The sequence below is a fragment of the Flammeovirga sp. SJP92 genome (assembly GCF_001583495.1).
Lineage (GTDB): Bacteria > Bacteroidota > Bacteroidia > Cytophagales > Flammeovirgaceae > Flammeovirga.
The window spans coordinates 114,312-135,477 of sequence record NZ_LQAQ01000100.1; the positions used below are offsets into that span (position 1 = coordinate 114,312).

Annotated in this window: 18 protein-coding genes and 1 tRNA gene; 6 read left to right on the forward strand and 13 right to left on the reverse strand. The window is 35.8% G+C overall.

Annotation, left to right across the window (positions count from 1 at the left end):
• Window positions 1-71 precede the first annotated feature (71 nt).
• Window positions 72-1,139 (forward strand): DUF4241 domain-containing protein, encoded by a 1,068-nt coding sequence (locus tag AVL50_RS26795; RefSeq protein ID WP_062620223.1) that lies wholly within the window; start codon window positions 72-74, stop codon window positions 1,137-1,139.
• Between the two features lie 117 nt (window positions 1,140-1,256).
• Here AVL50_RS26795 and AVL50_RS26800 read toward each other — a convergent pair.
• The 5 genes from AVL50_RS26800 to AVL50_RS26820 form a co-directional block, all read right to left on the reverse strand.
• Window positions 1,257-1,341 (reverse strand) — tRNA-Ser (locus AVL50_RS26800).
• A 169-nt stretch (window positions 1,342-1,510) separates the two neighbouring features.
• Window positions 1,511-2,047 carry a hypothetical protein gene (locus AVL50_RS26805; protein WP_062620225.1) on the reverse strand — a complete coding sequence of 179 codons (537 nt, stop codon included), beginning with the start codon at window positions 2,045-2,047 and terminating at the stop codon, window positions 1,511-1,513.
• A gap of 532 nt (window positions 2,048-2,579) precedes the next feature.
• On the reverse strand, window positions 2,580-3,419 hold the full coding sequence (locus AVL50_RS26810) for a phosphatidate cytidylyltransferase (RefSeq protein ID WP_062620226.1): 840 nt from the start codon (window positions 3,417-3,419) through the stop codon (window positions 2,580-2,582).
• Window positions 3,403-3,612, reverse strand: a complete 210-nt coding sequence (locus AVL50_RS26815) for a putative signal transducing protein (protein ID WP_062620228.1) — start codon at window positions 3,610-3,612, stop codon at window positions 3,403-3,405. The genes AVL50_RS26810 and AVL50_RS26815 overlap by 17 nt, the downstream gene beginning before the upstream one ends.
• A 23-nt stretch (window positions 3,613-3,635) precedes the next feature.
• Entirely contained in the window at window positions 3,636-4,562 is a 927-nt protein-coding gene (locus AVL50_RS26820; protein ID WP_062620230.1) for a CPBP family intramembrane glutamic endopeptidase, read from the reverse strand.
• 215 nt (window positions 4,563-4,777) lie between these two features.
• Here AVL50_RS26820 and dusB point away from each other — a divergent pair, with 215 nt between their 5' ends.
• Window positions 4,778-5,770 carry a tRNA dihydrouridine synthase DusB gene (gene dusB, locus AVL50_RS26825; protein WP_062620403.1) on the forward strand — a complete coding sequence of 331 codons (993 nt, stop codon included), beginning with the start codon at window positions 4,778-4,780 and terminating at the stop codon, window positions 5,768-5,770.
• A gap of 200 nt (window positions 5,771-5,970) precedes the next feature.
• Complete coding sequence (locus AVL50_RS26830) at window positions 5,971-6,435, forward strand: YHS domain-containing (seleno)protein (RefSeq protein WP_063850934.1); 465 nt, start codon at window positions 5,971-5,973, stop codon at window positions 6,433-6,435.
• A 70-nt stretch (window positions 6,436-6,505) separates the two neighbouring features.
• Here the strand turns inward: AVL50_RS26830 and AVL50_RS26835 are convergent, their stop codons facing one another.
• The 4 genes from AVL50_RS26835 to AVL50_RS26850 all read right to left on the reverse strand — a co-directional run bounded on the left by AVL50_RS26835 (window position 6,506) and on the right by AVL50_RS26850 (window position 10,654).
• On the reverse strand, window positions 6,506-7,483 hold the full coding sequence (locus AVL50_RS26835; protein WP_062620231.1) for a deoxyhypusine synthase family protein: 978 nt from the start codon (window positions 7,481-7,483) through the stop codon (window positions 6,506-6,508).
• A complete protein-coding gene (gene speB, locus AVL50_RS26840) occupies window positions 7,473-8,327 on the reverse strand; it encodes an agmatinase (protein ID WP_062620233.1) in 855 nt (284 codons plus the stop codon). The genes AVL50_RS26835 and speB overlap by 11 nt, the downstream gene beginning before the upstream one ends.
• A gap of 3 nt (window positions 8,328-8,330) precedes the next feature.
• A complete protein-coding gene (locus AVL50_RS26845; protein WP_062620235.1) occupies window positions 8,331-9,758 on the reverse strand; it encodes an arginine decarboxylase in 1,428 nt (475 codons plus the stop codon).
• Window positions 9,759-9,880: 122 nt separating this feature from the next.
• Window positions 9,881-10,654: an AraC family transcriptional regulator gene (locus AVL50_RS26850; RefSeq protein WP_062620237.1), complete on the reverse strand. Its 774-nt coding sequence runs from the start codon at window positions 10,652-10,654 to the stop codon at window positions 9,881-9,883.
• 255 nt (window positions 10,655-10,909) lie between these two features.
• Between AVL50_RS26850 and AVL50_RS26855 the strand changes: the two genes are divergently transcribed.
• The 3 genes from AVL50_RS26855 (at window position 10,910) to AVL50_RS26865 (ending at window position 14,582) form a co-directional block, all read left to right on the forward strand.
• The gene (locus AVL50_RS26855; RefSeq protein WP_062620239.1) at window positions 10,910-12,784 is read left to right on the forward strand and encodes a beta-L-arabinofuranosidase domain-containing protein; all 1,875 of its coding nucleotides are present in this window, start codon (window positions 10,910-10,912) and stop codon (window positions 12,782-12,784) included.
• Window positions 12,785-12,856: 72 nt separating this feature from the next.
• Complete coding sequence (locus AVL50_RS26860; protein WP_082796024.1) at window positions 12,857-13,375, forward strand: sulfatase-like hydrolase/transferase; 519 nt, start codon at window positions 12,857-12,859, stop codon at window positions 13,373-13,375.
• Entirely contained in the window at window positions 13,335-14,582 is a 1,248-nt protein-coding gene (locus AVL50_RS26865; protein WP_253764326.1) for a sulfatase/phosphatase domain-containing protein, read from the forward strand. The genes AVL50_RS26860 and AVL50_RS26865 overlap by 41 nt, the downstream gene beginning before the upstream one ends.
• Window positions 14,583-14,659: 77 nt before the next feature.
• Here the strand turns inward: AVL50_RS26865 and AVL50_RS26870 are convergent, their stop codons facing one another.
• From AVL50_RS26870 to AVL50_RS26885, 4 genes are all read right to left on the reverse strand, one after another.
• Window positions 14,660-16,840: a S9 family peptidase gene (locus AVL50_RS26870; RefSeq protein WP_062620243.1), complete on the reverse strand. Its 2,181-nt coding sequence runs from the start codon at window positions 16,838-16,840 to the stop codon at window positions 14,660-14,662.
• A gap of 199 nt (window positions 16,841-17,039) precedes the next feature.
• Window positions 17,040-17,231, reverse strand: coding sequence for a hypothetical protein (locus AVL50_RS26875; RefSeq protein ID WP_172826927.1), 192 nt, complete (start codon window positions 17,229-17,231; stop codon window positions 17,040-17,042).
• A gap of 363 nt (window positions 17,232-17,594) precedes the next feature.
• A complete protein-coding gene (locus AVL50_RS26880; RefSeq protein WP_172826928.1) occupies window positions 17,595-20,195 on the reverse strand; it encodes a TonB-dependent receptor in 2,601 nt (866 codons plus the stop codon).
• Window positions 20,179-21,147, reverse strand: coding sequence for a FecR family protein (locus AVL50_RS26885; RefSeq protein ID WP_062620248.1), 969 nt, complete (start codon window positions 21,145-21,147; stop codon window positions 20,179-20,181). Before AVL50_RS26885 ends, AVL50_RS26880 begins: the two co-directional genes overlap by 17 nt.
• Between the last annotated feature and the right edge of the window lie 19 nt (window positions 21,148-21,166).

A 21,166-nucleotide genomic window follows, 5' to 3' on the forward strand; every position in this document is an offset into this window, starting at 1 on the left:
TAAACTATTCGCTAAAGCGTATTGGCTTTATCTTTGAACACATCAATAGAGCAAATTATATGTCATAAACTATGGATAAGGTAATAGTAGCTTCTCCAGAAGCTAGAGTGAAACTTTTCACGGAACACTGGTACAAACAGTGGAAAACCATTTCAGATAGTCATCAAAAGAATGATAAAAAAGATTTTGATTTTGAGGTTTGGAGAGAAATGGTCAATGAGGTTGATAAATCACATTTTCTTGAAAACTGTGGATCAGAGACACAGGGATCTTTTACTCATTCACAACCTCGTATACATAAAGATTTTACAGAAATATTGGATGTAAAAATAAAAGAAGATGAGGCAGATGTTATCACAAAGACGGAATATGAAACAAAGTATTCAGATAGTTTTCTTTTTTTTAAGTTGAAATTCATAGACAATAATTGGTTGATTCAGTCTATGGATGTACATGCAAACCATCCTCATACTCTGATGGTTTCGGATGAACATCAACAAGAAATATTCTCTAAGTGTTCAGAGAGTGCTCCTTTTGTAAAAGTTATAGATCAACTTGACCTGAATGAGAATATACTTTTCCAACATGGAAGAAAAGTGGAAACCAAAAGGTTTGGAGAAGGTGTGACAGAAATGAATACAGTAGGTAATCTAAATCTGCAAACAGGTGTCATGTCGATATTAGACATTGGTTATGATTTTAAAGATTTTGAACCCTTACATATTAAAGTAAAACCGGGGCAATACAAAGTAGAATCGTTAACCGCATTTGGTAAAAGTATAGGCGTACGAGTGTTATTTTCAGAAGAAAAGGCCGTGAAGTGGTATGCGGCAAACACATTGAATGGCTATGGAATTTATACTGTTGATGCTGGAAATTTAGCTATTTTCGATGCCGGAGATTTAACGAAACTCACTTTTGCACAAAAAGAATATGAGTTTAATAAATGGTCAAGAGTTGGAGGAACGCAATTGATCACATTAGAGAATAAAAATGACTGTGTTATTACTGATGGTGATGGAGATGGTTCTTATCCGGCACTTTGGGGAGTCAATGAAAACGAAGAAATAGTTTCTTTATATATCGATTTTATCATTTTAGTTGAAGAAAATGAAAATGAAGTCATATATTCTGTCTAAAGAGTAGAACTATACATAACATTTGTAATCAAATATCACTTGTTCAAGGTGGTATTTTTTATTAAAATTTGGGCATAAAAAAAGCATCAAACCGTAAGATTTGATGCTTTGTGTTTGCAGAGAGTGAGGGATTCGAACCCCCGGTACCTCGCGGTACAATGGTTTTCAAGACCACCGCATTCGACCACTCTGCCAACTCTCTATGTGCTATCTTTGTGTGATAGCGGGTGCAAATATGTAGGTTTATTTTTAAAGTGACAAGTCTATTGAGGATTAATTTTTAATAAAATTATTAATGCACTGTATTATAGTACTTTAAAATTATAATATTTCTTCTTTTTAATTTCAGGACAGCATTTTAACCTAGCTTATTAGTAATAAAAAAGCACTAAGTCTTGATTTTTTTCTTTTGCCAGATCAATCCAGCTTATGAATTGTAGGATTTGATCCTCCTCAAAGTCACTATTTCTGATAGAGTGGAGAGCGGTATTGAAATTATTTCTTTCAACGGTAAAAACTACAGGAAAATCATCAGAGGCAGGAAGACTTATTTTATTTTCGGAATCGATGGTATACATCTTAAATTCATTCAAATTGAATAAAGGGTCAATGCCTATTGGGTACCAATAAGAATTATTGCAGGTAAAGCCTAGTATTTTGATAAGGCTTTCGAGAATGTACCAATGCTTGGCTCCGTTATAAGCTTCTGATGCTTTACCGTCTAGAAACTCAGTTAAGATATCAACGGCCTTTTCCCAGCCATCTTCTACTTCTAAGTTATCGTCAATCCTTTCCAGTTCATAAGAAGTTTTCTGAATCAGTTCTTTTTTGACGTCATCATCATTTACCCCATAGCATGTTTTAATGTACCCTAAGTCTATTCTGTAGGGCATAATACCGTATCCCATACTGATTAATTGTTTTAGTTTTTATTTAAGAGTAAGTACATTGTAAGCTAAGCTTTCGTTAATTTTCAATCTATCTTTCTACATGAGCTTATAAGATTTACTTTCAAGTTTCCTTCATTTTGTCTTAACACAAAACAAAGCAAAAAAATCAAGGCTTGGAAGTCAAAAGCTAAATTCTATTTCTCTCACCTCAATGTTTTTAAACTCGCTTTATTCAAACAAGAGAATTACGGCTCATTGCATAAAAATCTTAATGCTTTTCCCTTCAAGGCCGGGAAAGTACTATCAAACGAATTAGGTAGAAAGCCTACTGGAACGAATGTTAAGCGTTAGCATCATTCGTGCCCTTCAGATCATCAGAAATCTCTTGATTTCTAAATACTATAAATAACTAAAACTTAGTTTACAATCTAGTAAGTTCAGAAAAAGATACATAAAAAAGCATCAAACCGAAAAGATTTGATGCTCTTTTGAATGCAGAGTTGATAGCGTTGAATGCTTCTTTCTGCCAATTATCTCCTGGGATAGGTTTTTATAAATTTGGAGGGAATAACTTCAGAAACGCCGCAATAAAGGGAGCAGAGAGTAATAACCCATCAAATCTATCTAGAAAACCACCGTGCCCTGGAAGTGTTTTTCCTGAATCTTTGATACTCATTGATCTCTTGAAAAGTGATTCAACAAGGTCGCCATAAGTACCTGTAACTACAATGATGATGGCGATAGTCACCCATCTCCATGCTTCTAGAGAAGTAAAGAAATGAGAGAAAATTAAGCTGACTGTTACGCCAAGTGCCGCACCGCCAATACTTCCTTCCCATGTTTTTTTAGGAGAAACTCTTTCAAAAAGTTTTCTTCGTCCAAATGTTTTACCTGAGAAGTAGGCACCCGAATCATTGGCCCATAAGATGAGCATAGCGCCTATAAGTATTTCATAATGGTATTTTGTATCAAAAAATACATAAGCATGAATCAACGAATAAGGTACTGCAACATACATCACTCCAAGGAAGGTGTAAGCTAAGTTTTTAAATGGTTTATCATCTTTTTTGTTGTAAAGCTTAATAAGATAAGCGGAAGAAAAACCCAAAAAGATGAGGTATAGCCATTTTGATTCAATTATATCTAATTCAATAAAAAATGTAAGACAGTAAATCAGAATCCCTAAGCAAGTACCATAAGTACGAAGAGGTAAGTGTGACTCCAAACGTAGCAGTTGATAAAACTCCAGAATGGTAGCAACACTGATAAATAAAAATAAAATAAAATAGGTCCAAACTCCGTAGTATATGGCGCCAAGCATACCAATACCTCCTAAAAATCCAACGATGACACGTTGGGTGAGTTCAGAGCTTTTATTCAAATTGAACATCTTGTTTAATAATTTGTGTTGCCTTCTCAGCAACAGATTTCTCAACATAAACTTCCCTATAACCGAAGTTATTGTAAGAAGAATCTCTTTTATCTAAAATAACGGCATTTACACCTTTTGCCTCTAATGTTTCTTTGACGATTTCAGCTTGGTATAGCTTTTCGCTGCTGAACACTTTTTCCCAATTATCCATGTTATTGTTTATTGAAATTTAGATTAGTGATTAAAAGATAATTTTTCACCTCGTTTCTTATATAAGAATAAGATTCCAAAGGCGAAAATTGTAGACAGTATTACAATATACCATTCCGGAGCTTCCGTTGAAAATGGATCTGCCATTTCTTTTAATATTTCTTCTTTATTTACATAAACACTGATAACAGTAATTGCATTATTTGTAATATGGGCTAATATAGCTGGATATAAACTTTTACCTGACCACAAAAATAAGTAACCTAGCAATACTCCCAAGAACATTCTTACAAAGAAACCATAAAATTGTAAGTGAATTGCCGAAAAGATGATGGCCGTCACCCAAATTGCTACGTGAGCATTTTTAAACATTCCTTCCAAATAGCCTTGGACATACCCTCTGAATAGTAACTCTTCACCAATGCCCGCAAGTACTGCAATGACAAGGAAGCCTACTAGAAATTCAGAAAAACTTTGGAAGTCAACTAAAAAGATGGTCAGTTTGGCCAGATCGAGTTCCGTGTTTTTCATGGCCATTTCTAGATCACGTAGTGCGGCAGGAAACTCAATATTTTGATTCCAGACCAGCATAGCGGACCCTAGCGGCAGAAAAACCGAAATCACAATCATACTCAAAAGTAATTGACTTTTTTCAGGAAGTCTTTTACTTAATTTCTCTGTGAAAGATGAGTCATAAAAATAGCCGAAGAAAAGCGGCCCTAATATAAAGGTGAAAAGTGCTGATATCCCTTGCACGGTCAATAGTACCATTCTGTTTTCTCTATGCTGTAGTTGTGCAAACACTTCTTGTACGTCAAAGTCGTAAAGAGGCATTAAAACACCAACGATAACAGCTTGTCCAACAAACGTGGCCATGATCACAAAAAGGATAAGTAAAAGAAATTTTTTAAAGAAATATCCAGGATTTTGCGCTTGAATATGGTCTGTCATGTTCTTTTATTACATTTGTATTTTAAAACAAATAAGACCTAATATTCCTAATAGTTGTTATGAATTGACTCATAATTAGGAATTTAGGAACCTAAAGTGTTTTAATAGAGTTCACTAATGATAGCAAAGATACACTTCTTTTAATAAGTGTAGTAATCGCACGATTGGAATCAGGAAGTTCATACTTTGCTAAACGTATTAAAAGCTATAGAAAAGTGGTAAAAATAGGGGATTTAGAAATAAAAGATTTTCCATTACTGTTAGCACCAATGGAAGATGTGAGTGACCCTCCTTTCAGAGCGGTTTGTAAGGAAAACGGTGCAGACTTAATGTATACAGAATTTATTTCTGCAGAGGGGTTAATTCGCGATGCAGCAAAAAGTCGTCAGAAATTAGATATCTACGATTATGAACGCCCGATCGGTATTCAGATTTTCGGAGAGAAAATTGAATCTATGAGAGAGGCGGCAGCCATTGCTGAAGAAGCAAATCCAGAAATTATTGATATCAACTATGGCTGTCCCGTGAAAAAAGTGGCAGGTAGAGGAGCTGGTGCAGGTATTCTTTTGGATATCGACAAGATGCAGAAGATGACCGAGGAAATTGTGAAGCAGGTGAAAAAACCTGTTACCGTAAAAACTCGTCTAGGTTGGGATCACGACAATATTCGCATTTTAGAAGTTGCCAAAAGACTTCAAGATGTGGGTGTGCAAGCATTGACAATTCACGGCCGTACTCGTCAGCAGATGTACAAAGGAGTAGCGGATTGGAACCCGATTGCTGAGGTGAAGGCGCATCCGGATATTCACATTCCAATTTTCGGAAACGGTGATATTGACTCTCCTCAAAAAGCGGTTGAATACAAAGAGAAATATGGTATCGATGGAATCATGATCGGTAGAGCTTCTATTGGCTATCCTTGGATTTTCAGAGAAATCAAGCACTACATGGAAACAGGAGAAATCCTTGATCCTCCATCAATGCAAGAAAGAATTGATACTGTAAAACGTCACCTGAATTTCTCAGTAGAGTGGAAAGGAGATAAAACAGGAATTTTTGAAATGAGAAGACATTACACGACTTATTTCAGAGGTGTACAGCATTTCAAGCCTTTCAGAACTCAGTTGGTGGAAGCAATGACTCATGATGAGGTATTAAATATCCTTTCAGAAGTAGAAGAGGCTTTTGATAAGCAAGTGATTTACTAGTTGTAAGGAGAAAAGTAAGAATATGGGATAAGGTTTTTGTACTTTATAGTATAAAATCTTATCCCTTTTCTATTCATTAAAAAATATTTTTTTCAAATGTGAACAACTTTTCACTTTCAAATGCAGTATAAGTACATAAATTAAAAAGTTGCCAACATTAGTGTTGGTATTTGATATTTCGCTCAAAATAATCAACTACTATGAAATTTAAATTGAAGGCACTGTTTGTATTCTTTTGTTTTTTCAGCTTTAATCAATGGAGTTATTCACAATCCACACAAGATTTGAACCTTTCGAAAGGAAAATTGGCAGTTGGTGGATATGATGTTGTGAGTTATTTCGATACAAAAGCGGTTGAAGGTGAAAAAGAGTTTACAACTGAGTATAAAGGTGCTGAATATCGATTTATTTCACAGAAACATGTTGATAAGTTTTTAGCCAATCCGGAAAAGTACCTTCCTGCCTATGGTGGTTGGTGTGCTTATGCCATGGCAGACAAAGGAGAGAAAGTAAGTGTGAATTACGAAACCTTCGTTGTACAGAATGGCAGGCTGATGCTTTTTTACAATAAGTTCTTTTCGAATACCAAAGAGTATTGGCATGAGGAAGGGCCTGATAAGTTGGAAAAGAAAGCAGATGCCAATTGGAATAAACTTGTCAATTAACATAAAAAGAGTAATCCTAAATAAATGGGATTACTCTTTTTTATTTTCTATCACTTCTTCAACTTAGTACTTACCAGCCCAGTATATAAGCAAACATCAGAGGAGCGACGATACTCGCATCTGATTCTACAATGAATTTAGGTGATTTGGTATCGAGTTTACCCCAAGTTATTTTTTCATTGGGAACTGCTCCTGAATAAGAACCATAAGAAGTGGTGGAATCTGAAATCTGACAGAAATAACTCCAGAACGGTGTGTCTGTTCTTTCCAAATCTTGATAAAGCATTGGTACTACGCAAATAGGGAAATCACCGGCAATACCACCACCAATTTGATAAAAACCAATTCCTAAATCTGTTGCATTTTCAGTATACCAATCCGCCAAGAAAGTCATGTATTCAATTCCTGATTTCATGGTAGAAGTTTTCAATTCACCCTTAATACAATAAGAGGCGAAAATATTACCGAGTGTTGAGTCTTCCCAACCTGGAACAACAATAGGCAAATTCTTTTTGGCTGCGGCCAGCATCCAACTATTTTTAGGATCAATCTCATAATACTGCTCCAAAACACCTGATAGCAATAATTTATAAAGGAATTCATGTGGGAAATAACGCTCTCCTTTATCTTCTGCCTCTTTCCATATTTGGAAAATATGTTCTTGTATTCTTCTAAATGCTTCTTCCTCAGGAATACAAGTATCCGTAACTCTGTTCAAACCTCTTTCCAGTAAATTCCACTCATCCTCAGGAGTAAGATCTCTGTAGTTGGGTACTCTTTCATAATGATTGTGTGCTACAAGGTTCATCACATCTTCCTCTAGGTTGGCACCTGTACAAGAAATGATCTGCACTTTATCCTGTCGGATCATTTCAGCAAAAGATCGACCGAGTTCGGCAGTTGACATAGCTCCAGCGAGAGAAACCAACATTTTTTTCCCATCACTGATATGTTTGACATAGGCTTCAGAAGCATCGATTAAAGTAGCGGCATTGAAATGCTTGTAGTGGGCAAGCATGAATTCGGTTACTGGTCCTTTATTTCCCATTGAATTTAAATTTATAGCTTAACAATTTATAGTAGAGTTTGGCAGCCAAGAAATCAGGACCTTTCAGGCCTTTGATTGGAGCCAATTCAACGATATCAAAACCCACCACATTTTTTTGCTCAAAAACTTTTCTTAAATATTGAATGGTTGGGTTCCAAAGTAAACCTCCTGGTTCAGGAGTACCGGTAGAGGGCATAATTGAGGGATCGAATGCATCGAGATCAATTGTGATAAAAACATCATCCGTCATTTGATCAATAGACTTTTGCATCCAATCTGTCGTGCCGTAAATCTCTTCAGCAAAATATGTTTTCTCTTTATTAAGATATTTCATTTCAGAAATGTCCATACTTCTGATGCCCACTTGAATCAAATTTGTATTCAGACTAGCATCATAAACAGCACATGCATGATTATAAGGCGTACCTAAATAAGAGGGACGTAGATCTGTATGAGCATCCAATTGTAATACCGTCAGGTTGTCAAACTTTTCATAGAAAGCCTTTATAATTCCAATACTAATGGAATGTTCACCACCGAAGAAAGTTAGAAACTTATCCGTCTTTAAAAGCTCTGTTGTGCTTTCATAGATGGCCTTAAAAACCGCTTCGGGAGTGCTTTTTTCAGTGATGGGATCAAGAATATGAACACCTTCATGATAGACTTCAGAGTCCGTTTCTATGTCATAAAGTTCCATATTTTCCAAGGCATCAAGAAAAGGAGCAAAGGACTTGTCAGCTCCTTTTCCCCATGTACTTGTACCATCATAAGGAATGGATTGCAACCATACTTTTGCCGTGTCTTTTTGGCAAAATTCATCTTCTAAACCTGCAAAATTTGGCATAAACTATTCCGTTTCGTTTGTTCCTTTATACCCTAATAAATGGAACATGTCTTCCACAGATTGCTCGTTTCTATAGACATAATCCACAATATTTCCTTTCTCATCCCTGTCAATAATCACATGTTTTGGTGAAGGGATAAGACAGTGTTTGATTCCTCCGTAACCTGAAATGGCATCTTGGTAGGCACCCGTATGGAAGAAGCCCAAGTAAAGCGGTTCTTCATCTTCATCACTGTATTCTGGCAAGAGAACTTCTTGATTGAGATCTTCAGAATTATAATAATCTGAATGATCACAAGAAATACCACCAATAATGACTTTCCTGTATCGATTTTGCCATTTGTTGATTGGGAGAAGGATAAATTTTTCGTGAATAGACCAGGCATCTGGGATCGTATTCATCAAGCTATTGTTAATGATGTACCAGCATTCGGTATCATTCTGATGCTTTTGGTCAAGGACTTGAAAAATAATAGCCCCACTTTCACCTACAGTAAATTTTCCGAACTCAGTAAATAAATGTGGATCAGGAATATTATGTTCAGTACAAGTTTCTTTGATGGTAGAGACGATATTATTGATGATTTCATCATAATTGTACTCAAATCCAAGGTTATTTCGGATAGGCAAACCACCACCAATATTAAAAGAATCCAAAGATTCAGAAACCTCTTTCAATTTGACATAGGTAAACAAGGCATTCTGGAACTCTCTCCAATAATAGAGGGTGTCCTTTACGCCGGAGTCTACAAAGAAGTGCATCATTTTGAGTTGGATATTCTCCAATGGATTGACTTCATTCTGTACAAAATCAACAATTTCATTACTCGGAATTCCAAGTCTGGAAGTATTGTAAGGAGAACCTGGTTCACCATTGATAGCGATTCGAACACCAATATTGAAGTTTTGATCAGAATCACTAACGAGATTTAGTAAACGCTGTAATTCATTTTTGCCATCTAGAATAATGGTGATATTAGAGAACCCTGATTCTTGAAGTTCAATGATCTTTTTGAGATAATTATCCGTCTTATAACCATTGCAAAGGATCTTTCTTTCCTTGTCTACTTTCCCCTCAGCATGTAAACTTTGGATCAAGTTGATATCAAATGTGGAAGAAGTTTCAAGGTTTACATTAAACTTTAGGGCTTCTGATACTACATGTGAGAAATGATTACACTTGGTCACATAACAGTAATTATAACTTCCGTTATATCCATGCCTTTTTCTGGCTCTGTTAAACAAGTTTCGAGCTTTTTTTATTTGTTCTCCGATTTTTGGTAGATAGAAAAACCGGAAAGGGGTGCCATACTTGTCTATTAAATGTTTCAGGCTGATTCCATGAAAAGCCAAAGAATCCTGTTTCAGATCAAAACCTTCTTGAGGAAAATAGTAGGTCTGATCAATCAAATCAAAGTACTTATTTTTCATCCAGTAATTAGAAAATAGTTAGTTAAATATTATCTGAGCATGTTGCAATATTCATTTCATAATATACTGAATTCTAACATGTTTAAGGATGATTTGTTTTAGATTGAGAAGAAAAAAAGTTTTTATGATAACGAAATCTTTTTAGAAAATTCTGATGGAGAAACTCCTTTGATTTTTTTGAAGGTACGATTAAATTGACTGATACTGTCAAACCCCACTTCATAGGCAATCTGACTTTTTGTAAGGGTAGAGTTTTTAAGCAGATGACAAGCTTGTTCTATTCTAAATTGATGAAGATAAGTTACAAAGCTGATGCCTTTTGCCTGTTTAAACCACCTACAAAAAGAGGTTTTGGTCATATTGACTTTTGTAGATAAAGTATCTAATTCAATTTGCTGTTGATAGTTTTCAAAAATAAATCGATGAATAATGTCTAGTCTTTCATTCCCAACAATTTGTTGCGTACTGTTTTTCATCATTGGAATGACCTCAGCTTTACATTTTCCTAATTGATGTATTAAATCCAGTAAAATCAAGAGCTGTTTTGGATTACTATCCTCTTGAAAAAGAGAAATACAATTCAACTTTAGTTTAGTTTTGAGGGCTGTAAAATTAAGACCGCTTCCATTTTGGTCAAGTAAGTCCAGAAGGCTTTTGATCTCAGGTATTTGATTGAGCTTTTGAATATCAATTTGAATTACATAAGCTTCCACTTCTTCTACTTCTTTGGAAGAAACCCACTGATGCGGAACATTGGGGGCCACCCAAATAAAATCTCCCTCTTCAAAAGTACTTACTTCATCACCTACAAATCGTAAACCTCTTCCTTTTGCAATATAGGTGAGTTCCACTTCCGGGTGATAATGCCAATACGCCGTGAAGGCTTGCTGTTCCACCTTAAAGATTTTAAAAGAGGCGGAAGATTGCTCTGTATATTCTCTTTTTGCTTTGATATTAGATTATATTTTCCTTGAAATTTACTGAATTATAATATAATGACAATATATGCATAGTAATTGAAAAAATATACAAAGTTTGATGCTGTTTCGTACATTACTTTTGAGTATTGAAAAAAAACTAAGATGTACAATATGAAGAACTTATACTTAACCCTTCCCATTCTAGTATTTCTTTTAAACGGATGTCATGAAATGAAAAAGATCAATTCAACAATCAAAACAGTGCAGTTTGGAGATGTTCATCCGGAAGGTTGGATCAAACAGCAGATGGAGTATGACCTGAAAGATGGATTTGTAGGACACTTAGACGAACTTGTTCCTGATTTAATCCTAGAAGATGATATTTACGGTAAAGACCGTTTAACCAAAAAAGTAAAATCAAAAGACGTAGGGGCTGTCAACTCAGAAGGTGAGTGGAATGTGCAGTTTCTGTGGTGGAATTCAGAAACTCAATCCAATTGGTGGGACGGCTATATCAGAAATGCTTTGCTGACAGGTGACAAGGAAGCGATAGCCAAAGTAGTGAAGTATGTCAATGAAAAACTGGCTACTCAAGATCCTGATGGATATATTGGTGTATATGCAGATGATTTACGCTATGATCATACTACAGAAAATGGTGAATTATGGGCTCAAGCTTCATTATTCAGAGGACTGTTGGCCTATTATGAAGCAACGGATGATCAAAAAGTGTTAGAAGCAGTGGTCAAAGCGGTAGATGTGACAATGCAGGCGTATCCTATTGGGAAATCGACTCCTTTTAAAACAGTAAAACCCTTTGCTGGAGTAGGTCATGGATTGACATTTACGGATGTTTGTGATCAATTATTTGATATCACAGGAGAACAGAAATATTTAGATTTTGCCAAATTCTTGCTGGATGATTATAACCTTCATCAAATGGCGGAAGAGGATATTTTACTGAAAAATCTGGCGGATAAAAGTTATAAATTTAAAGGTCACGGGGTACATACTTATGAACACTTGAGAAGTTTGACTTTAGCGGCTTATACATCGGATGATCCTAAATACAAAGAAGGTTTACAGCATTATTTAGAGAAGCTGAAGGATGTAGTCAGTGTAAGTGGTGGCCCTATTGGAGATGAATGGATTTTCGGCAGACATGCTGATGCAGATAGCACAGGCTATGAATATTGCTCATTGCAGGAATTGCTAGACAGCTATGCGGTGTTGAATAAATTTGATCATAACAGTGCATGGGGCGATAAAATAGAGTGGTTGCTGTTCAATGCGGCGCAAGGAGCAAGACATCCGCACCATTCTTCTATCGCTTATTGTAAGAGTGATAATTCTTATTCGATGTGCGGTCATATCAATGATCATGAATGTAAAGAATCGAAAGAAAATCGTTTTAAATATTCTCCAGTTCATAAAGATATAGCAGTTTGTTGTGCTCCGAATGCCGGAAGAATCTATCCTTATTTTATTCAAAATATGTGGCAGACGGATGGTAATACCTTGTATTTGGATTTATACGGTCCGTCAATTTTCACTTCAATTGTCAATGGAAAGAAAGTGAAGGTTCAGCAAGTCACCAATTATCCTGCTTCAGATCAGGTGGAGTTGAAAGTAGTGGGAAATACTGCTTTTGATTTAGCATTAAGAGTACCTCAGTGGGCAGAGCGATTTGAAGTAAATGGAAAAGAATTTTCAGCCAATAATAAAGGATATGTAATTATCCCTAGTGGTGTGGACAAGTCCTCTATTACTATTAAAATGGGCTTTTCACCTGAAATCCATCAAGAGTCACAAGGAGAATATGTTTCTTATGGGCCATTGTTATTTGCATTGCCTTTAGAAGGAACGGCAGAAGAAGTGAAAGTATGGAAAGGCGATTTCAAAGATCAAAAATATGCTTACACTCAAGATGAGAAAGCCACTTATAAATTAGTTTCTAATGCATCCATTAAAGTCAATCAAGTAGAGGGAAGTAACCCTTTTGAAAGTGTGGCTTTGGAAGTGGATTTCAAAAATACAAAAGGAGAAAAAGTAACTTCAACGATGAAGCCTTTAGGGGCAACAGTATTAAGAAAATCAGTATTTTAGAATTGAAATGAATAGAGAGAGCATGTTTGGCATTTTGTCAAGCATGCTCAACATATAACTACGAAATAAGAAATGAAAAATATTACGACCCTTATCATCACTCTTTCATTGAGTACCCTGCTGTTTTCTTGTCAGGAAAAGAAAATGGAAGAGAAAACGAAACGACCCAATATCATTTATATCATGTCTGATGATCACGCTTATCAGGCTATCAGTGCTTATGACACTTCGTTGATTCATACTCCCAACATTGACAGATTGGCCCATGAAGGGATGCGTTTTGATCATGCTTATGTTTCCAATTCTATTTGTTCACCAAGTAGAGCGGTGACTTTGACAGGGAAAATGAGTCACCTCAACTCGGTAAAAGATAATTTGGATGTATTTGATTCTACACAAATCACTTATCCGAAAATCTTACAGAATGCGGGATACGAAACGGCTATTGTGGGGAAATGGCACTTAAAATCTCAGCCAACAGGTTTTGATTATTGGGAAGTGTTGCCAGATCAAGGAAATCTTACAGAATGCGGGATACGAAACGGCTATTGTGGGGAAATGGCACTTAAAATCTCAGCCAACAGGTTTTGATTATTGGGAAGTGTTGCCAGATCAAGGAGATTATTATCAGCCTGATTTCAGAACGCCAAACGGAATGATCAATGAAAAAGGCTATGTAACGGATATTATCACTGATAAAGCCATTGCTTATCTAGACAAAAGAAAAGAGAACGAAGAACCGTTTATGTTGATGGTTCATCATAAAGCACCTCACCGTGAATGGATGGTGGCCATGGAGCACCTTCAAGCTTTCAAAGATCAGAAAATAAAACAGCCTGCCACTTTGTTTGATGATTATAAGGGCAGGGGAAAAGCGGCACAAGAGGCAGAAATGAGAATTTCAGATCATATGGGATTGACTAATGATACTAAAGTTGAACCCGAAATAAGAGATGCCAAAGGTCTCAAGCCTTTTATGGGATGGTATGATTTTGCCTATTCCAAGAACTTGAAAAGAATGACAGCTGAAGAAAAGGCAAAATGGGAAGAAGTGTATGGCCCCATCAATGAAGATTTTAAAAACAGTGATTTAAAAGGAAAAGAATTGACAGCTTGGAAATACCAACGTTACATGGAAGATTATCTTGGGACATTGGTGAGTGTAGATGAAAATGTGGGCCGTCTGTTGGATTATTTGGATCAAACAGGTTTAGCTGAAAATACAATTGTAGTTTATACTTCTGATCAGGGTTTTTACTTAGGTGAACATGGCTGGTTTGACAAAAGATTTATGTATGAGCAGTCTTTCAGAACACCATTGATGGTAAGATGGCCAGGACATATTAAAGCAGGATCAGTCAATAAAGATTTAGTACAGAATATTGATTACGCTCCAAGTTTTTTAGAAGCGGCAGGTGTGGCAGTACCTACAGATATGCAAGGAGCTTCACTGCTTCCATTGATGGAACAGAAGAAAACCGACTGGAGAGATGCTTTATATTATCATTATTATGAATATCCGGGCATTCACGGCGTAAAGCGTCATTACGGCATCAAAACAAAACGTTACAAGCTGATTCATTTTTACTATGATGTGGATGAGTGGGAATTGTATGATTTGGAAAAAGATCCTGATGAAATGCAAAATGTATATACAGATCCTTCTTATGCTGAGGTAAAGGATACATTGCATCAGAAATTGGAGGATTTAAGAAAGCAATACGGAGACTCTGATCAATTGACGCAAGAGATGCTGAAAGCAGATTTGAAGAGGTTGGAGGAGTTAGGGTTGAATTAAAATTGAAAACTAGCATGACAAAAAAATCCCATTGAAAAAGCATTTCAATGGGATTTTTAATTTAGTCAAAGAATGAATTATAAATTATTCTCAACAAATTCAGTCATTTGTTGGTATAAGTGAAGTCTTGTATTTCCACCATAGATACCGTGGTTTCTATTAGGATAGAAGAACTCACTGAATTGTTTTCCAGCTTGAATTAAAGCATTAGAAAGGTCGAATGAGTTTTGAACATGTACGTTGTCGTCACCCGTACCGTGGATCAAGAAGAACTTACCTTTTAGTTTGTTCACGTGCTGAATAGGAGAGTTATCATCGTATCCAGAAGGGTTCAACTGAGGAGTTTTTAAGAAACGCTCTGTGTAGATGGTGTCATAGTATCTCCATGTTGTAACAGGAGCAACGGCGATGGCCATTTTGAATTGATCTGCACCTGTAAACAAACATAACGATGACATATAACCACCAAAACTCCATCCCCAGATACCAATTCTACCAGCATCCACATAGTTTTGTTTTCCTAACCATTTCGCAGTTTGAATTTGATCGATGGCTTCTAATTTACCCAATTGAGCGTAAGTAGCATGTTTGAAATCTCTACCTCTCGAACCAGTACCACGAGGGTCAACCACGGCCACGATATATCCTCTTTGCGTTAGCATTTGATGCCAAGCAAAGTTACCGCCACCCCAAGAGTTAGCCACTTGATTAGAACCAGGGCCTGAGTATTGGAACATTAAAACAGGATATTTTTTGTTTTCATCAAAATCAGCAGGCTTCAACATATAACCGAAAAGTTCTACATTGTCTTCTGTTGTGAAAGTGAAATGCTCTTTTTTCACAAAACCATAGCTCTCAATCAACGTTTTAAAGTCAGCATTATCCTCTAAAACTTTTACTAACTGATTTTTCTTTGTCTTGTATAAAGAAGTAGATGAAACCTCTTCAGAGTTACTGTGCTTCGCAATGTAGTAGCTGAAGTCATTGCTCATATTAACATGAGTCTGACCGCTTTTAGTAGAAAGCTTTACTTTCTTTTTACCATAAATATCGATAGAGTAGAAGTCTCTGTCTAATGGAGCTACTTCATTTGAAACATAATAAAGAACTGCTTTTTTACTGTTTTCATCAATGCCTACAAGCTCGCTTACTTCCCAGTCTCCAGAAGTGATTTGACGTACTTGAGTACCATCAGTATTGTATAAGTAAATGTGCTTATAACCGCTCATCTCTGAAGTGTAGATGAAGTGTTTTCCGTCTTTCAAATAAGTAAGATTATCACAGTAATCCATGTCAACATATGTTTTACTTTCTTCCGTTAAAATCACTTTGCTGTTACCTGTTGAAGCATTAGCGTGTAAGATTTCTAATTTATTTTGAAGGCGGTTCATTCTGATAATAGACACTGTGTTAGCATCCGTAGTCCATTTCACTCTTGGGATGTAAATATCAGTTGCTATACCGATATCTAATTTTGTATGCTTATTACCATTTTCAAGGTCTACAACAGCTACAGCAACTACTGAGTTTTTCTCCCCTGCTTTAGGGTATTTGAAGCGGTAGTCATTAGGGTAAAGGCCACCCCAAAGTTGCATATTGTATTCTGGTACCTCTGTTTCATTAAAGATTTGATAAGCGATTTTACGGCTGTCAGGCGACCAGAAAAATGCTTTAGCAAAAGAAAACTCCTCTTCGTAAACCCAATCCGCTGAACCGTTGATGATATGATTGAATTTGCCATCAGTAGTCAATTGTGTCTCTTTCATATCCGAAAGATCCACTACAAAAAGGTTATTCTCTCTTACAAAAGCAACCTTCTTTCCATCAGGTGAAAAAGTAGCATAAGATTGTTTCCCTTTTGCAGATAACTTAGTCAATACCTTTGTTTCAAAGTTGTATACGAAGTATTCTGCTTTATAAGAACGGCGGTAAATTGCTTCTCTTTCGGTCATTAATAAGACTTGGTTCTCATCAGCCGAGAAAGAATAATCGCCAATATTGATTTGAGGAGATAATGTACTTCCGTCTAAGATTGTTTCTACTTCTTTTCCGGTAGTCACATCATTTTTAATGATTTTGTTGTCCTTAAGTTTTGTGTAAAACTGTCCTGCTTTCATCCAGCGAACAGCATTAACTGATTGAGGGTAAAACTTATAGTCTCTCCAGATGTCTTCAAGTGTTATTTGTTTATTCTGTGCTTGTGCCGATAGAAAAAGCACAAATAGGAATCCGATTAATAAGGATAATCGTTTTTTCATATTAAAAGATTGTTGATGGAAGTAAAAACCTGAGTTCAGGTTAAAAATTAGATAAAGTTTGATGTATAATTTCTAATACATCTATATTACCAGCCTAAATATATAGAAACTGAAGCGATTGAGAAAAAAATCAAGACATAAAAAAAATCTTACAACGCCCATTGACATTGTAAGATTTTAGTTCATGCTGTTTGAATAATTAAACGGCTTCGTCGTAAACCATTGTATTTAATTCTTGAGCATTGTTTTCTTGAACATTGTTATCCTGAGTTAATGCATACAACTCATCCTCTAAAAAGTAGATGTGATTTTGCATGTCATTAAGACGTCTGTTTTTGTCATAGACAGTTTTGTGTAATTTGTCGATGTACCCTTGGCTGTCGAGTAGCATTTTTTTAAGACGATCCATGTAAAGACGATCGGATTCATTCCATCCTTGTTCGAGTAATGTTACTTTTCTTTTGTTTAAATCGGCCTGAGGCGAGTTCTTCGGATAGTTAATACTCTGCTTTTTCATCATTAATTTAGAATTTATAAGTAGTAAAAAATCATATTTACACGTAAAAATAAGTAGTTATACTCGTGCAAACACACACGCAACCGGTTTAGCTAAACGGCCACAATGTTATTAGATTTTTGAATAGATTAAGTAATTCACGTACTGGATTTATATCACAAATTTAAAATGTTATATTATTTATACAAATAATTACACATATTTCTATTTGTTTTTTTTAACAAAATGTGAATTTTATTAAAAAATAAGGTTAAATGATAGGTTTGGCGTGATGCCTAGCTGTGAGATATCTGTGAGTACGTACTCATAATTATTGGTTACTTCTGGGCTGATTTGAGTGACTTGTCGTTCTTCTGTGTTTTGCTGATTGTATAAATCATAGATAGTGAGTACTATTTCACCCTTCATTCTTTTTCCAATTCTGAAATGATATTCTGATGAAAAATCTAAACGATGATAAAGAGGCACCTCATAAGGTTCTATATCAGTGGTTTTTGGTAATTCCTGATTGGGAGTTGAGGGTACATTTAATAATTCATTAAAATCATAAGAAGTGTTTTTAATTACCCAAGTGAAGCCTGCTTTCCATCTTTTCCTTTTATACATACTAGCAAGCTGAAGGATGTCCGTTCTCTTTTTTTCTGCTTCTTTTGGTGTATATTGTTTGTTATATTGATTGTGTCCATAACTAGCGTAGAAGTACCAGCGTCTAGCATTGTATTCGTACATTAAGTCTATGCCATAAGATTCTCCATCTCCAACGTATTTTTTGAAATAGACGGGATTTCTGAAAGTGAGATCAGACATTTCACCAGTACTTTGTTTGTAATAGGCTTCCACATCAAAAGCATGGTTGAGCCACTTGAAAGTACCGCCACCAATAAAGTGATTAGAAGTGATGACAGGAATATTGACATCATCAGAAATGATCCAGTAAGAATCATATGTCAACTCATCTGACAATTCTCTTATAAATTGATAATAACGACCAGCAGAGAATTTAAGACTAAACAAATTACTATTTCCAACAGGCATACTGCCTTGAATTCTTGGTGCTAAATAACTTTTTCCACTAGGTTGATAATACCAAAGTCTACTTCCAACAGTCAGTGAAAGTTTATTGAGCAAGAAGTTATATTGTGTATAAAGCCCTACTGAATTGGAATGAGTAAGACTGTCAACTTCTCTCATTAGAAATCCGTTTGGCTTCAAATCTTTCACCACCGAGTAATAGGTGTAAATGCCTCCCACATCCAAACGTCCATTTTTTAAGAAAATTTGCTGATCAGAATGAAAGCTGATATCCTGCATTTTCTGGTAGCTGAAAGTAGTTTGTTTCTTTAGTCTATTTTGTTCTGTTGTGTCTCTTCTATAAAAGATTTTATCGTTTCTACGTGTGTTATCAGAGTAAGTGAAATAAACACTTGAATTGACTTTTTTATACTTTGAATTCCATTCTAAAGACATGGCATTGTTGCTCCATTCTCTTGTATCAGAGTTCACTTTTGGCTGAGGAGGGGTGCCCCCGTTTCTTCTGGGTGGATCTCTTAATGGTCTTGGAATTTCAAAAGAGGAGAAGTAATTGTCTTGTGAATAAAGATAGCTGAATGACAACGAGTGATCTTTATTAATTTGATAAATTACCTTAGCGTTAGCATCATGATAGTTGATGTCAGGTTTTACACTTTGGTTATGAATACTGATGCTTTCTTCTCCTTCAGCAAATTCTTTACTTTCTCCACTTTGTAAATCTCTATCATACAACAGTCTTTCTATGGCTCCATGATACTTTCTGAATGTCCCTAAAACAGCCAGTTTACCTCTAATGATAGGTGTTGAAAGATACGCTTTGTAACCTAGAAGACTTACCCCAACATTCCCTTCTGTATGATGAAGTGTTGGATTTTTCAAGCCGATATCTAAAATACTGGATACTCTGGCACCGAATAAGCAATCATAACCACCAGGATAAAGGGTAGCCGAATTTGTAATATCAGGGTTCACCACACTCTGAAGTCCAAAATAATGATCTAGCTGATACATAGGATATTTATCAATGAGCGTGAGATTCTGGTCTGTCTCACCTCCTCTTACTTCCAAGGCAGAAGATAAGCCTGTAGTACTCACTCCTGGTAAAAGTTTTAATGCATAAAAAATATTCTCTTGATTTGAAGTAGGAAGGTTGCCAATACCTGCATTTTTTACATTCTTGCCTCTGCTTTGCTGATCAATCAGTGATGTAATAGAATCAAGCTGCGTTTCATAGACCAACTCCGGTAAGCTTTGCTTTTTTACTCTTAGAGCAATGTCCAAAGGTTTGGAAGTATCCAAATCTGTGACAGGAATAGCCAAATCTTCAAACCCTAGAAATTTGATAAGTAAAGTGTCATTGGCAGGGACAGAAACACTAAATTTCCCATCAGCATCAGAAACTGCATATTTGTTGGTCACCAAAGATTCGATGGTGGTATATGGCAATGTGTTATGCTCAGTGTCGCTGACTATACCTTGAATATTGATTTTTTGAATGACTCTTTTTCGAATGACGATAAATTGCTCATCCAAAACTTCATATTCCAAGTCACTGCCAGCAAGGGCCTGCACTAGTGATTTTTCTAATGTGGCTTCATCAAAAGCTATACTGACTTCTTTATTATCCAGTAATTTGTCATTAAAAGAAAAGTACACACCAAAGTGATGCTCAATTTCTTTGAGGACTTTTTTGAGCGGTTGACCGTGAAATTGAGCCGTAAAGAGTGGTCCTTGTGCCCAAAGTAACAATGGGCTCAAGAAAAGTAGTATAAGTAATAAGTAGCTATGTTTAATAAGAGATTTCAACTTCTTTTTTCTTGTTGTCGATCTTGTAATTGATATCCATTGATTTGGATATAATATCAAGTGCTTTTTCTAGATTCTTATTCGATATTGTTCCCGAGAAGCGTAATTTTTGAATACCTGAGTCTTTGTAAATAATTCGGATATCGAATTGTCTTTGAATTTCTTCAAATACACTTTCCAGCGGAGCATTAGAATATTTGAACAATCCTTTCTGCCAATTCGGCTGTGTATTGGAATGTGTATTGGTTACAAAGCTGCCATTTTTATAAACAGCTTCTTTTCCTTTGGTCAGGATAACTTGATTGCCATCCTTATCTTTCACCGCCACTTTACCCGTATAACAGCTGACTATCCATTTCTGCTTCCTCGCCAATATATTAAAGCTTGTCCCAAGCACAGTAACTGTACCAAGTTCTGTATTAACCTGGAAAGTTTGTCCTTTTTCTACGTTAAAGAAGGCTTCCCCCTTCAGAGAGATGTAACGTCCTGCTTTGAAACTTTTCTTGTCGTAAGAAATAGAACTTCCTGCATTTAAGTTGACTGTTGAACCGTCTGGCAGGGTGATATTATTAGTGAATCCCTTACGTGCAGTATCCACGTGATGCTGAGGTACGAAATTTCTGTAATAGAAATTGATAATTATACCCAGTACAATCACAGCGGCACCATATTTCCACCAAGTGTTCTTGAATGATATGGTTTTTGTTTTGATTGGAGAATTTGAATCAGCAATTTTCTGATCAATTTCTTTCCAGAGTTCACGTTCACGTTGTGCTGAGAAATAATGATCTTTTACTTTTACTTGCTTGACCCAATCTATGGCTTTATCAATATTTTCCTTCTCCTCAGGGTTCTCTTCGAGGTATTTATTCCAATAATCATCTTTAGAAACATCTCCTAAAACCCAAGTGACGAATTCTTTATTCTCTATATATTTATCAATTGCAGACATCTTATTTTCAATGAGGTAT

Excerpts from the sequence above, each read along its gene's own strand:
- AVL50_RS26810 (WP_062620226.1), bottom strand. The coding sequence starts at position 3,419 with ATGTTCAATTTGAATAAAAGCTCTGAACTCACCCAACGTGTCATCGTT.
- AVL50_RS26805 (WP_062620225.1), bottom strand. The coding sequence starts at position 2,047 with ATGGGATACGGTATTATGCCCTACAGAATAGACTTAGGGTACATTAAA.
- AVL50_RS26795 (WP_062620223.1), top strand. The coding sequence starts at position 72 with ATGGATAAGGTAATAGTAGCTTCTCCAGAAGCTAGAGTGAAACTTTTC.
- AVL50_RS26815 (WP_062620228.1), bottom strand. The coding sequence starts at position 3,612 with ATGGATAATTGGGAAAAAGTGTTCAGCAGCGAAAAGCTATACCAAGCT.
- speB (WP_062620233.1), bottom strand. The coding sequence starts at position 8,327 with ATGCCAAATTTTGCAGGTTTAGAAGATGAATTTTGCCAAAAAGACACG.
- AVL50_RS26860 (WP_082796024.1), top strand. The coding sequence starts at position 12,857 with ATGAAAAATATTACGACCCTTATCATCACTCTTTCATTGAGTACCCTG.
- AVL50_RS26875 (WP_172826927.1), bottom strand. The coding sequence starts at position 17,231 with ATGCTACTCGACAGCCAAGGGTACATCGACAAATTACACAAAACTGTC.
- AVL50_RS26830 (WP_063850934.1), top strand. The coding sequence starts at position 5,971 with ATGAAATTTAAATTGAAGGCACTGTTTGTATTCTTTTGTTTTTTCAGC.
- AVL50_RS26870 (WP_062620243.1), bottom strand. The coding sequence starts at position 16,840 with ATGAAAAAACGATTATCCTTATTAATCGGATTCCTATTTGTGCTTTTT.
- AVL50_RS26820 (WP_062620230.1), bottom strand. The coding sequence starts at position 4,562 with ATGACAGACCATATTCAAGCGCAAAATCCTGGATATTTCTTTAAAAAA.
- AVL50_RS26845 (WP_062620235.1), bottom strand. The coding sequence starts at position 9,758 with ATGAAAAATAAGTACTTTGATTTGATTGATCAGACCTACTATTTTCCT.
- AVL50_RS26835 (WP_062620231.1), bottom strand. The coding sequence starts at position 7,483 with ATGGGAAATAAAGGACCAGTAACCGAATTCATGCTTGCCCACTACAAG.
- AVL50_RS26885 (WP_062620248.1), bottom strand. The coding sequence starts at position 21,147 with ATGTCTGCAATTGATAAATATATAGAGAATAAAGAATTCGTCACTTGG.
- AVL50_RS26855 (WP_062620239.1), top strand. The coding sequence starts at position 10,910 with ATGAAAAAGATCAATTCAACAATCAAAACAGTGCAGTTTGGAGATGTT.